The sequence below is a fragment of the Variovorax sp. 01T439_2 genome (assembly GCF_056398445.1).
In genome coordinates, this window is the sequence record NZ_JBFTPJ010000047.1 from 1 (window position 1) to 12854 (window position 12854).

The 12854-nt window shown below is 67.9% G+C and carries 11 protein-coding genes and 1 pseudogene; 11 read left to right on the forward strand and 1 reads right to left on the reverse strand.

The features are described from left to right. The coding region (locus tag AC1DOC_RS04020) for an acyl-CoA dehydrogenase (RefSeq protein ID WP_478129430.1) at positions 1 to 1774 on the forward strand (1774 nt) is incomplete at its 5' end. A 216-nt stretch (positions 1775 to 1990) separates the two neighbouring features. On the opposite strand, the pseudogene AC1DOC_RS04025 reads toward AC1DOC_RS04020, so the two are convergent. Then, a pseudogene (locus tag AC1DOC_RS04025) lies at positions 1991 to 2090 on the reverse strand (XRE family transcriptional regulator); the annotation flags it as partial. 459 nt (positions 2091 to 2549) lie between these two features. On the opposite strand from AC1DOC_RS04025, the gene AC1DOC_RS04030 reads away from it, so the two are divergent. The 10 genes from AC1DOC_RS04030 to AC1DOC_RS04075 all read left to right on the forward strand — a co-directional run bounded on the left by AC1DOC_RS04030 (position 2550) and on the right by AC1DOC_RS04075 (position 12829). Then, positions 2550 to 3869 (forward strand): MFS transporter, encoded by a 1320-nt coding sequence (locus tag AC1DOC_RS04030; RefSeq protein WP_015867054.1) that lies wholly within the window; start codon positions 2550 to 2552, stop codon positions 3867 to 3869. Positions 3870 to 3898: 29 nt separating this feature from the next. After that, positions 3899 to 5101 carry a serine hydrolase domain-containing protein gene (locus tag AC1DOC_RS04035; protein ID WP_436289465.1) on the forward strand — a complete coding sequence of 401 codons (1203 nt, stop codon included), beginning with the start codon at positions 3899 to 3901 and terminating at the stop codon, positions 5099 to 5101. 8 nt (positions 5102 to 5109) lie between these two features. Beyond that, on the forward strand, positions 5110 to 5838 hold the full coding sequence (locus AC1DOC_RS04040; protein ID WP_015867052.1) for a maleate cis-trans isomerase family protein: 729 nt from the start codon (positions 5110 to 5112) through the stop codon (positions 5836 to 5838). Positions 5839 to 5893: 55 nt separating this feature from the next. After that, positions 5894 to 7321, forward strand: a complete 1428-nt coding sequence (hydA, locus tag AC1DOC_RS04045; RefSeq protein WP_478080319.1) for a dihydropyrimidinase — start codon at positions 5894 to 5896, stop codon at positions 7319 to 7321. Positions 7322 to 7343: 22 nt separating this feature from the next. Then, the gene (locus tag AC1DOC_RS04050) at positions 7344 to 8099 is read left to right on the forward strand and encodes an aspartate/glutamate racemase family protein (protein WP_018906765.1); all 756 of its coding nucleotides are present in this window, start codon (positions 7344 to 7346) and stop codon (positions 8097 to 8099) included. Positions 8100 to 8162: 63 nt separating this feature from the next. Beyond that, a complete protein-coding gene (locus AC1DOC_RS04055; protein WP_018906766.1) occupies positions 8163 to 8870 on the forward strand; it encodes a GntR family transcriptional regulator in 708 nt (235 codons plus the stop codon). Between the two features lie 19 nt (positions 8871 to 8889). After that, positions 8890 to 9783 carry a LysR family transcriptional regulator gene (locus tag AC1DOC_RS04060; RefSeq protein WP_015867048.1) on the forward strand — a complete coding sequence of 298 codons (894 nt, stop codon included), beginning with the start codon at positions 8890 to 8892 and terminating at the stop codon, positions 9781 to 9783. Between the two features lie 130 nt (positions 9784 to 9913). After that, positions 9914 to 10888, forward strand: a complete 975-nt coding sequence (locus AC1DOC_RS04065; RefSeq protein ID WP_478080318.1) for a Bug family tripartite tricarboxylate transporter substrate binding protein — start codon at positions 9914 to 9916, stop codon at positions 10886 to 10888. A gap of 4 nt (positions 10889 to 10892) precedes the next feature. Beyond that, positions 10893 to 12074, forward strand: a complete 1182-nt coding sequence (locus AC1DOC_RS04070; RefSeq protein WP_478080317.1) for a CaiB/BaiF CoA transferase family protein — start codon at positions 10893 to 10895, stop codon at positions 12072 to 12074. Then, positions 12071 to 12829: an enoyl-CoA hydratase gene (locus tag AC1DOC_RS04075; RefSeq protein ID WP_478080316.1), complete on the forward strand. Its 759-nt coding sequence runs from the start codon at positions 12071 to 12073 to the stop codon at positions 12827 to 12829. The genes AC1DOC_RS04070 and AC1DOC_RS04075 overlap by 4 nt, the downstream gene beginning before the upstream one ends. The last annotated feature ends 25 nt before the right edge of the window (positions 12830 to 12854 follow it).

The following is a 12854-nucleotide window of genomic DNA, read 5'->3' on the forward strand; positions in this document are numbered from 1 at the left end:
CCTCAAGGACATGCTGTTCGACATCGAGCACCTGGCCAACATCGGCGAGATCGCCAGGCTGCCGGGCTTCGAGGACGCCGGCCTCGAAACCGCGCAGGCCGTGCTCGAGGAATGCGCGCGCTTCAACCAGGACGTGATCGCGCCGCTGAACATCGAGGGCGACCGCAACCCCTCGTCCTTCAAGGACGGCCAGGTCGCGACCACGCCGGGCTTCAAGGAAGCCTTTGCGCAGTACGTGTCGGGCGGCTGGCAGGGGCTGCAGCATCCGGCGGACTTCGGCGGCCAGGGCCTGCCCAAGACCATCGGCGCGGCCTGCGGCGAGATGCTCAACTCGGCCAACATGAGCTTCGCGCTGTGTCCGCTCYTGAGCGACGGCGCCATCGAGGCGCTGCTCACGGCCGGCTCCGACGAGCTCAAGGCGGTGTACCTCGARAAGCTGGTGAGCGGCCAGTGGACCGGCACCATGAACCTSACCGAGCCGCAGGCCGGCAGCGACCTTGCGCTGGTGCGCAGCCGCGCCGAACCGCAACCTGACGGCACCTACAAGGTCTTCGGCACCAAGATCTTCATCACCTACGGCGAGCACGACATGGCCGAGAACATCGTGCACCTGGTGCTCGCACGCGTGACCGGCGCGCCYGAGGGCGTGAAGGGCATCAGCCTGTTCGTGGTGCCCAAGTTCMTCGTCGGCAAGGACGGCTCGCTCGGTGMGCGCAACGACGTGCACTGCGTGAGCATCGAGCACAAGATGGGCATCAAGGCCAGCCCCACSGCCGTGCTGCAGTACGGCGACCACGGCGGTGCCGTCGGTTAYCTCGTSGGCCAGGAGAACCGCGGCCTCGAGTACATGTTCATCATGATGAACTCGGCCCGCTATGCCGTGGGCATGCAGGGCATCGCGATTGCCGAGCGTGCCTACCAGCACGCCGTGGCCTACGCGAAAGACCGCGTGCAGAGCCGCCCSGTCGAYGGTTCGATGAACGCGAGCGCGCCYATCATCCACCACCCCGACGTCAAGCGCATGCTGATGACCATGCGYGCCTACACCGAAGGCTGCCGCGCCATGGCCAGCGTGGCCGCCGCGGCCTACGACGCCGCGCACCACCACCCCGAYGCCGAGGCACGCAAGCAGAACCAGGCCTTCTATGAATTCATGGTGCCGCTCGTGAAGGGCTACAGCACCGAGATGAGCCTGGAAGTGACCTCGCTGGGCGTGCAGGTGCATGGCGGCATGGGCTTCATCGAGGAGACCGGCGCGGCGCAGTACTACCGCGACGCCAAGATCCTCACGATCTACGAAGGCACCACTGCGATCCAGGCCAACGACCTCGTGGGCCGCAAGACCGCGCGCGACGGCGGCCAGACCGCCAAGGCCATTGCCGCGCAGATCGAGAAGACCGAGGCCGAACTGGCGAAGAGCAGCAACCCCGCCGCGGCCGCCGTGCTCAAGCGCCTGAAGCTCGCGCGCGAGGCCTTCGTGGAAGTGGTCGACTTCGTCGCGGGCCAGACCAAGGCCTCGCCCAACGCGGTGTTCGCGGGCAGCGTGCCCTACCTGATGCTTGCGGGCAACCTCGTGGCCGGCTGGCAGCTGGCGCGCTCGCTGATCATTGCAGCGGACCTGGCGTTGCACAACGTCGACGTCGACTTCATGCAGGCCAAGATCGCGACCGCGCGCTTCTATGCCGAGCACATCCTGAACAAGGTGCCGGGCCTGCGCGACAGCATCGTCGATGGTGCCGAGAGCGTAATGGCGCTACCAATCGATATGTACTGAAGGGAATTCGCAGGCGAAGCTCTTACTGCGAAGTATCAGTTCCTCGTGGTTGGTGGATGTCGACTTACTTCCCCCCGAACAAGGGAGTTCATCGCGAGGTGTCCGTTCAGCGTAAGCGTTCGGGCCATTCGCCTTGACGACGAGTGCAGCGGTCAACGCTGCCGCCAGCGACGCGGCAGGAGCTCTTCGTCGGTACGTCGCGCAGGTAGGCATGCGGGTCGCGAGACAGGCCTGTACGCCTGGCTATTTCGTGAATGGACATCTGCTCGTGGAGGGCCCAGCGTCTGATGACACTCAATGTCGCCACGTCTATCACTCCTCGGATCCCCTGCCTTAAAAATGAGCAGAGTAGGGTCTTGCGTGGGTCAGTCCTAGACGGAAATTAGTGGGTTAGCCGGGTCAGTTTGCGGTGGCAATCAACACGCCGGGCACAACCGTTCTCGCTCCGGGACGCGTTTTGTGCTGTCTACAAGTCGCAGCTTGGGCGCCACGTCGGAGCACTCTAAGTGTTTACGATAGTGTCGATCAAAATATCAACATCATTGTTGACAACATTGTCGACGAAACTTAGATTCGCCCTACAGCCTGTGTTCGACGCCTGAAGAGCGGCAGCGGCGCCGGCTGCAGTCCTGCCGATGGGCCGCGGAGCCCCGATGCGCCGAAGAGCGCACGGGCCTCTTTGCACAGCGGCTTGCCGTGCTTCAACCATGCGATGGGAAGCGCCATTGCGCCGGGGTCCAGGCCCCGCGGCAGTGCGCCTCCAAGGAGACAACCAATGCAATCGACAACGACGGTATCGGCGCCCGCGGCGACCGCCAATCCAGCCCACCAGCCCACCAAGGTGCGCTGGAAGATCTTCCTGATGATGTTGTTCCTGATCTCGATCAACTACATCGACCGCGCCTCGCTGTCGGTGGCCATGCCGCTGATCGCCAAGGAATTCGACATCGGCCCCGCGGTGCAGGGCCTGCTGCTCAGCTCCTTCTTCTGGACCTATGCGCTGATGCAGATTCCCGGCGGCATGCTGGCCGACCGCTTCGGCCCGCGCGTGGTGATTGCCGGCGCGACGCTGGGCTGGGGCTTCTTCCAGGCGATTGCCGCCGCCTGCACGGGCTGGGTTCCGCTGCTGCTGACCCGCCTGGGGCTGGGGGCGGCCGAGGCGCCGATCTACCCTGCGGGCGGCAAGCTCAACGGCATCTGGATGACCCAGACCGAACGGGGCCGCGGCGCCACCTTGCTCGATGGCGGCGCGCCGCTGGGCGCCGCGCTCGGCGCGATCCTGATCTCGGGGCTGATCGCCGTGCTCGGCTCCTGGCGCATGGCGTTCGCCATTGCCGGCGGCGGGACCGTGCTGGCCGGCTACTTCGCCTGGCGCTACATCCGCAACCATCCGCGCCAGCATCCCGGCGTGAACGAGGCCGAGGCGCGCTTCATCGAGGCCAGCCATGCGGCCGACGCGGCCAAGGAATCGGCGGACGCGAGCGGACGGGTGCTCGACTTCTTCCGCTTCCGCTCCGTGTGGGGCATGTTCTTCGGCTGGATGTGCTTCAACGCGCTGTTCTATGGCCTGCTCACCTGGATGCCCAACTACCTGTCGAAGGTGCACGGCTTCGACATCAAGCAGATGGGCGGCGCGGTGTTCATCATGTTCTTCTCGGGCTTCGTGGGCGAGATGTTCGGCGGCTGGCTGGCCGACAAGTGGCAGGCGGCCGGCGCCTCGCAGAGCAAGGTGCTGCGCACGCTGTTCGGCATCTCGTCGATCATCGCGACCATCGCCATCTTCATGGTGACGCAGATCAAGGACCCGATCGCCGTGGTCGTGCTGCTGTCGGTGACGCTGTTCTTCCTGCGCTGGTGCGGCCTGTTCTGGTGCGTGCCCTCGATCCTCGGCACGCGCGCCCGGGTCGGCTTTCTCGGCGGCACCATGAACCTGGGCGGCAACGTGGCGGGCATCGGCGTGCCGATCGTGGTGGGCCTGATCGTGCAGGCCACCGGCTCGTACTTCATGGCGCTGATGCTGTTCACGGCCGCGGGCGCGGGCTTGTTCGTCTGCTCGACGATGCTGATCGACTACAGCAAGAAGCTGCCGGTCTGAGGCACGCAACCCTCCAGGAGAAGACAACCATGTCCATGTCCCATGTCCGCCTTGCGGCCATCGCGCTGGCCCTGAACCTGGCCTCGGCCGGTGCCGCGCTGGCCCAATCCGTGGCCCCGGCCGATGACGCCGGGCCCGCCATCGCCGCCGTAGTGCCCGAGTCCGTCGGCGTCGATTCGCGCCCGCTGGTGCGGCTGTCCGAGTGGATCCGCAAGGAAGATCTCGACGTGCGCAGCTTCCTCGTCGTCAAGGACGGCAAGCTGGTCTTCGAGCGCTACAGCCGGGGGCTCGGCCGCGACCACAACTACGAGCTGTACTCGATCACCAAGAACGTCACCGCGCTGGTTGCGGGCGTGCTGATCGACGAAGGCCGCAGCCGCCTCGACGAGAAGGTGGCGCCCGTGCTGGCCAAGGCGCGCCCGGACCTGAAGGCGGCACTCGCGGACAAGCAGGCCATCGAGCTGCGGCACGTGATGTCGATGTCGACCGGCCTGTTCTACGACTTCAAGCCGACCGACGACCCGATCTACTACGGCGCGTCCGACCGCCTGAAGCTCGCCGCCGAGACCACGCCCAGGCGCCCGCCCGGCGAGGCCTTCGACTACACCGACGTCAACCCGATCCTTGCGAGCGCAACGCTGGGCGCCGATGCCGGCATGCCGCTGGAGGCCTTTGCCGAGCAGAAGATCTTCAAGCCGATGGGCATGGCGCACTACGCCTGGGAGCGCGCCGACGGCAAGGGGCTGGTGTCGGCCGGCTGGGGCCTGCGGCTGCGCGCAATCGACATGGCCAAACTCGGCATGCTGGTGCTCTCGGGCGGGCGCTGGAACGGCCGGCAGATCGTGTCGCAGGCCTGGATGCGGACCATGACCGCGCCGTCGTCCGCGCCGTGGTACGGCCAGTTCTGGTGGATCAACGACATCGTCGCCACCGAGCCCGAAGTGCATGCCATGGGCTTCAAGGGCCAGTTCATCGTGGCGCTGCCCGAGCGCAACGCGGTGGTCGTGATGACCAGCATGCTGCCCATCGAAGGCGGCCTGCGCGAGTCGAAGAACGTGCTGGCGATCCGCAAGATGGTCAATGACTTCGTGCTGCCCGCGCTCGACAATCCCTCGCATGCCGGGCCGACGCCCGCCCGCCGCAAGGCCCTGGCGCACGAGCTCGACCTGGCCTCGCGCCACCAGGGAAAGCCGGGCGCACCGGCCGACCCGACCGACACTCCTCGCCTCTGAAGACGACCATGACCCCACGCAAACTCATCGGCGTGCTCACGCCTTCCTCGAACACCGCGCTGGAGCCGCTGACCAGCGCAATGGTCAGCGGCGTGCCCGGTGTGTCGGCGCACTTCTCGCGCTTCACCGTCACCGAGATATCGATGCGCGGCGCCTCGCTCAGCCAGTTCGACGACAGCAAGATCCTCGAGGCCGCGCGGCTGCTGGCCGATGCGCGCGTCGACACGATCTGCTGGAGCGGCACCTCGGCCAGCTGGCTGGGCTTCGAGAAGGACCAGGCGCTGTGCGCGCGCATCACCGAGGCGACCGGCATTGCGGCCAGCACATCGGTGCTGGCGCTCAACGAGCTGCTGGCCGCGCAGGGCGCGCGTACGCTCGGCCTGGTGTCGCCCTATGTCGAGGACGTGCAGCAGCGCATCGTTGCCAACTACGCGGGCATCGGCATCGACTGCGTGGCCGAGCGGCACCTCGGGCTGACGGTGAACTTCGCATTCAGCGAGGTCGATGCCGACACGCTGCGCCGCATGCTGCGCGAAGTGGCGCAGCAGCGGCCCGACGCGATCACCATCATGTGCACCAACCTGCACGGCGCGCAGCTGGTGGAAGAGATGGAGCGCGAGCTCGGCATCCCCATCTACGACTCCGTCGCCACCGTGGTGTGGCGGGCGCTGAAGACCGTCGGCATCGATCCCCGCGCCGTGCGGGGTTGGGGCCGGCTGTTCGGGCCGCCGGCCTGAACGCCGTCGCGCAGCCGCGCAGACAAGACACAGACAGACCCACAGAAGAAAGACCATGACCTTCCGCGACCTCGACCTCGTGGTGCGCAACGCCCGCGTTGCCACCGCCAGCGACACCTTCGACTCGGACATCGGCATCCGCGACGGCCGCATCGTGCAGCTGGGCCTCGCGCTGCCCCCCGGGCGGCGCGAGATCGACGCCGCCGGCCGCTACGTGACGCCGGGCGGCGTCGATGCCCACTGCCACCTCGACCAGCCGATGGAGCCGCCGGTGCGCATGGCCGACGACTTCGACACCGGCACCCGCGCCGCGGCCTGCGGCGGCACCACCACGGTGATCCCGTTCGCGGCGCAGCACAAGGGCCAGTCGCTGCGCGCCGCCGTGCAGGACTACCACCAGCGTGCCGAAGGCCGCGCCCACGTCGACCACGCCTTCCACCTGATCGTGAGCGACCCGACCGAGGAGGTGCTCAAGCACGAGCTGCCGCAGCTGATCGCCGAGGGCTACACCTCGTTCAAGATCTACATGACCTACGACGACCTGAAGCTGGACGACGGCCAGATCCTCGACGTGCTGGCGGTGGCCAGGGAGCACGGCGCGATGGCCATGATCCATGCCGAGAACGCCGACTGCATCGAATGGCTGACCAAGCGGCTCGAAGCCAGCGGCCGCACCGCGCCGCGCTTCCATGCGCATGCGCGGCCGATGCTGGTGGAGCGCGAGGCGACCCACCGCGCGATCGCGCTGTCGGAACTGGTCGACGTGCCGATCATGATCGTGCACGTGTCGGGCCGCGAAGCCGTCGAGCAGATCCGCTGGGCGCGCGCGCACGGCCTGAGCGTGTTTGCCGAGACCTGCCCGCAGTACCTGTTCCTGACGGCCGAGGACCTGGGCATCGACGACAGCTACCAGGGTGCACGCTGCGTCTGCAGCCCGCCGCCGCGCAACCGCGAGAACCAGCAGGTGATCTGGAACGGCCTCGCCGACGGGCTGTTCACCATCTTCTCGTCGGACCACGCGCCGTTCCGCTACGACGCGCCCGAGGGCAAGAAGCCCGGCGGCGAAGAGGTGGCCTTCCGCCACATTCCCAACGGCATTCCGGGCATCGAGACGCGGCTGCCGCTCTTGTTCTCGCACGGCGTGCTCGACGGGCGCATCACGATCAACCGCTTCGTCGAGCTCACCTCCACCAATCCCGCCAAGGCCTACGGCCTGCATCCGCGCAAGGGCACGATCGCCGTCGGCGCCGACGCCGACCTCGTGGTCTGGGGCAGCACGCCGCGCGCCATCCGCAACGCTGACCTGCACCACGATGTCGACTACACGCCCTACGAAGGCATCGACGTCAAGGCATGGCCCGCGCTGACATTGGCGCGCGGCGAAGTCGTGTGGGACGGCGAGCGCTTCCATCCGCGCGCCGGGCGCGGCGAATTCCTGCGGCGGGCCGGGCCCACCCTGCTGCCCACCCGTCGACCCGCCTAAGCCTCACGCTGGAGACATTGCCATGAACCTGCTGCTGATCAACCCCAATACCTCGCAAAGCGTCTCGGACCTGATCGCGGCCGAGGCCCGGCGCGCGGCCGCCGGCGACACGCGCATCGAGGTGCTGACGGCGCCCTTCGGCGTTGCCTACATCGAGACCCGGTTCGAGTCGCTGATCGGCGCCTATGCGGCCGCCACGCTGGCCGCGGAGCACCACGCGCGGCACGATGCGATCGTGGTCGCGGCCTTCGGCGACCCCGGCATCGACGGCCTGCGCGAGGCGCTCGACATTCCCGTGGTCGGCCTCACCGAGGCCGCGCTGATGAGCGCCTGCCTGCTGGGCAAGCGCTTCTCCATCATCGCGATCTCGCGCCGCATCACGGCCTGGTACCGCGAGTGCGTGCAGGCCAACGGGCTCCTGGAGCGGCTTGCGAGCATCCGCAGCCTGGAGGGGCCGCTCAAGGACATCGGCAGCGTGCAGGACGACCATGGCGAGCGTCTCGAGGCCCTGTGCATGTCGGCCGTCGAGGACGACGGCGCGGACGTGATCATCATCGCCGGCGCGCCGCTGGCGGGCCTTGCGCGCTCGATCAAGGACCGGATCCCGGTGCCCGTGGTGGACGGCGTGTCCAGCGCCGTCTGCCATGCGCAGACGCTCGCATCGCTGGCGCCCGCGCCGGCGCGCAGGGGCAGTTTCGCGCCGCCACCGGTCAAGCCGAACCAGGGGCTGCCCGATGCACTGTCACGCCTCCTGGCCCGCGATGCCGGCCGCGCCTGAGGCCGCGGCCGGCGCGGCGCGCCAGCCGGCTGCGGGGAGGGCTCGTCGATAGAATCGGCTGCGATGTCCACCAAAGCTTCAGTACGCAAGACCAGTGCCGCCAACTCCCGCGAGCACAGCGTCGACGAGATTGCCGAGAAGATCTCGGCGGCGATCCTCGAGCACCGGCTCGCGCCGGGCACCAAGCTCGGCGAGGACCGGCTGGCCGCGATCTTCGCCACCAGCCGCGCGAAGGTGCGCGAAGTGCTGGCCCGGCTGGCGCACGAGCAGATCGTCGAGCTGGTTCCGCAGAAGGGGGCCTTCGTCGCCAAGCCGACCATCGAGCAGGCGCAGGACGTGTTCGAGGCGCGCCGGCTGATCGAGCCGGGCGTTCTGCGCCGGCTCGTCCGCACGCTCGACGACGTCAAGCGCCAGCGCCTGCGCCGCCACATCGACCTGGAGGCCGAGGCGCGCAGCCGCGACGACAAGCGCGCCATCGTGCGCCTGTCGGGCGAATTCCATGTGCTGCTGGCCGAGCTCGCCGGCAACTCCGCGCTGGCCCGCTCGATGCGCGAGCTGTCGGCGCTGACCTGCCTGATCATCTCGCTGTACGACGCGCCCACCGCCACCAGCTGCCGCGCGGACGAGCATGAAGAAATCGTCGCGGCAGTGAACCGCGGCGACGCCCAGCGCGCCGAGAAGCTGATGCTCCATCACCTCGACCACATCGAGCAGAGCCTGAAGCTGGACAGCAGCGCGGAAGAAGCCGATCTGGAGAGCGTGTTCAGCTGACGGTGCGGCCGGCGGCGCCATGAAGCTCGACTCCACCACCGTCCAGCTGGTCCTGTGCATCGCCGAGGAAGGCAGCATCTCCCGGGCTGCCGACCGGCTGAATCTGGCGGTGGCGGCTGCCTCCAAGCGCGTGAGCGACCTGGAGGCGCAACTGGGCGCCAGGCTGTTCAAGCGGGTGGCGCACGGCGTGCTCGTCACCGAGGCCGGCAACCGGCTGATGGCGCACATCCGGCAGATCGACAACCTCATCGGCCGGCTCGAGGGCGATGCCCAGGTGCTGGGGCGTGGGCAGGACGGGCGCATCCTCATCGGCGCGCCGAAGGCGGCCATCATCCAGTTCCTGGCGAAGGACATCGCCCGGCTGCGTGACGCCTACCCGCAGATCACGCTGAAGATCCTGGAAGAGAACAGCAAGATCGTGCAGCAGCTGCTGCGCGACAAGGTGATCGATGTCGGCATCTACGAGAAGAAGAGCGGGTTCCTGGACCTGCCGAAGTTCGACTACCGGCAGGACCGGCTGGTGCTCGTGTACAGCCGCCGGCATTTCCAGTTTGCGGCGCAGCGGCCGGTGGGCATCGACGACTTCCTGGACCTGCCGGTGGTGAGCCTCGGCAAGGGCTCGGCGATCCTGTCGGCCTTGCAAGGGGCCTACCGCAGCCGCGGCCGGTCGTTCCCCAACAACTTCTCGACCAGCGGCTTCGACACCATGCTGGCGCTGGTGCGCCATGGCCTGGGTGTGGGCCTGATGCCGCCCGAGGTGCTGCGCAGCTTCCATCCGGAAGACGACCTGGGCTGGGCCGAGATCGAGGGCGACTGGCACCAGCGCGCCTATGTGCTGTCGTGTGTCGAAGGCCATGCGCAGGAGCAAACCTTGCGCAATGTGGTGGCCCAGCTGATCGGCAGCAGCACTTAGAAGAAAGCAGCGTAGCTGCGGCCCTGGCTTCGCGGATCACGAAGCCAGGCATGCCTTCCACGTTCTTGCGACGTCCTCTGCGCTACGGGAGAGTAGCGGCACTACTACAGCAGAGACAGAGGACGCACACATGAAACGCCGAGACTTCATCGCAGCCAGCGCGGGCGCGCTGGCCGCGCCCTGGGCCCTTGCGGCCACGGAGCTGCCCAAGGGCATCGTCAAGATCTACGTGGGCTGGGCGCCCGGCGGCGGCACCGACGTGTTCGCGCGCATCGTGGGCCAGCAGCTGTCGCAGCTGTGGGGCCGCTCGGTGGTGGTCGAGAACAAGCCCGGCGCCACCGGCGCACTGGCTGCGGACTTCTTTGCACGCACCCGCTTCACCGAGGGCGTGAACCTGCTGATGGCGCACGTCAACACGCATGCCATCTCGCCGCACATCTTCAAGAGCATCAGCTACGACCCGCTGAAGGACTTCGCGCCCATTGCCATGGTCGGTGCCACGCCGCACATCCTGGTGACCCGCGCGAAGAACTCCGCCGGCTCGGTCAAGGAAGTGGCCGAGCAGTGCAGGCAAAGCCCGGGGAAGATCAGCTTCGGCTCCTCCGGCACGGGATCGGTGCAGCACCTGGCGGCCGCGATGTTCAACATGGCGGCCGAGGTCAAGAGCATCCACGTGCCCTACAAGGGCTCGGGCCCGATGCAGACGGACCTGATCGGCGGCCAGATCGACTACAGCTTCGACACCATGACGGCGGCCACGGCGCAGGTCAAGGCCGGGCGCATGGCGGGCATCGTGCAGACGCGCCTGCAGCGCGCCAAGGGCTTTCCTGAAATGCCGACCATGGACGAGCAGGGCTTCAAGGGCTTCGACGTGTCCAGCTGGTATGGCGTGGTGGGCCCCAGGGACATGTCCAGGGACCTGGCCCTGCAGATCAATGCCGACATCAACAAGGTGCTGGCGCTGCCCGATGTGGTGGCGCGCTTCGATGGCTATGGCGTGGAGGACGGCGGCGGATCGGTCGACAAGTTCGCGGCCTTCATGGCTGCCGAGTTCAAGAAATGGGGCGAGGTGGTGCGCACCGCCAAGGTCACCGAGGAGGGCTGAAAAAATGAACCACGCGCGACAACTGCCGCTGCAGGGCATCCGGGTGCTGGACGTGAGCCAGGTCATGGCCGGGCCGTTCGCCTGCATGCTGCTGGCCGACCTGGGCGCCGACGTGATCAAGGTCGAGCCGCCGGGCGGCGACCAGACCCGCGGCGCCATGGGCTTCAAGATGAAGGGGCCGGACAGCATGGGCTTCCTGAACATGAACCGCAACAAGCGCTCGCTGACGCTGGACCTCAAGAACGAGGAGGACCGCGCGTCCTTCTACAAGCTGGCCCGGACCGCCGATGTGATCGTCGAGAACTACCGTCCCGGCGCGGTGCAGCGCCTGGGCATCGACTACGAGTCGATCAAAAAGATCCACCCGAAGATCGTGTACGTCAGCATCTCCGGCTTCGGCCAGAGCGGCCCCTGGGCCGAGCGGCCGGGCTTCGACCTGATGGCGCAGGCCATGTCCGGCGTGATGAGCGTGACCGGCTACCCCGGCGAGAAGCCGGTCAAGGCCGGCGTGCCGGTGGCCGACATCGGCTGCGCGCTGTTTGCCACCTACGCGCTGCTCGCGGCCTACATCGGCGCGCAGAAGTCGGGCGTGGGCCAGCACATCGACGCCTCGCTGTTCGACGCGGCCATGGCCTTCTCGGTCTGGGACATGTCCGCGTACTGGGGCACGGGCGTGCCGCCGGCGCCGCTGGGCACCAGCAACAAGATGAGCGCGCCCTACCAGGCGGTCAAGGCGCGCGACGGCTACTTCGTGATGGGCGCGACCAACCAGAAGCTCTGGACCCGGCTGTGCGAGCTGCTGCGGCGGCCGGACCTCGCCGTGCACCCGGACTACGCGAGCGTGTCGCAGCGCCTGAAGCACCGCGAGGCGCTGATCGAGGCGCTCGAACGGGAGTTCGGCCAGCGCGACAGCGCCGACTGGATCGACGCCATGCTGGCCGCCGGCATCCCGGCCGGCCCCATCCTGTCGTACCCGGAGGCCTTCGAGGGCGAGCACGGCACGCACCGCCGCATGTGCATGGAGATCGACCATCCGATCGAGGGCAAGGTCAAGAACATCGGCTTTCCCGTCAAGCTGCTGGGTACGCCGCAGCAGGTGCGCCGGCATCCGCCGCTGCTGGGCGAGCACAACGAGGAAATCCTGGCCGAGATCAATGTGCCGGCGGGCGCGGCGGAGGCCTCATGAGCCTTGCTGAATGCGTGCAGCTCCGCGTTCACGCCTCGGGCGTGGCCGAGATCGTGATCCATCGCCCCGAACGCCACAACGCGATGACGCGGGAGATGTACGAGGCGCTGCTCGAGCGCATCGGCGCGTGCGCGCGCAACCCGGCGGTGCGCAGCGTGCTGTTCAAGGGGGCGGGCGGCAAGTCCTTCATCGCGGGCACGGACATCGCCCATTTCAAGGGCTTTCGCGGCGGCCGCGACGGCATCGCCTACGAAGCCTTCGTGGAGCGCGTCATCGACGCGGTCGAGCGCATCGCGGTACCCACCGTGGCCGTGATCGACGGCTGGGCCGTGGGCGGCGGGCTCGCGCTGGCCACGGCCTGCGATTTCCGGGTCTGCAGCGAGGCCTCGCGCTTCGGCGCGCCGATTGCGAGAACGCTGTCCAACACCTTGTCGTCGCGCAACATCGCGCGGCTGCAGGCCGCCCTGGGCGTGCCGCGGGTCAAGCGGATGCTGCTGCTGGCCGACCACCTGACGGCCGAGGAAACGCTGGCCTGCGGCTATGTGCACGCCGTCTGCACGGCGGGCGAACTCGATGCCGCTGCGCATGCGCTGGCAGTGCGGCTCATGGCGCTGTCGCCGGTCACGCACAAGGCCGTGAAGGAGAGCATCCGCCGCCTCGTCGTCGAGCAGCGGCTGGACGACGATGACCTGGTCGAGGAGGTGTATGGCAGCCAGGCATTCCGCGACGGAGTGGCCGCTTTCATTGGCCGATGACGGGGCGAATATCGATGCCTGATAT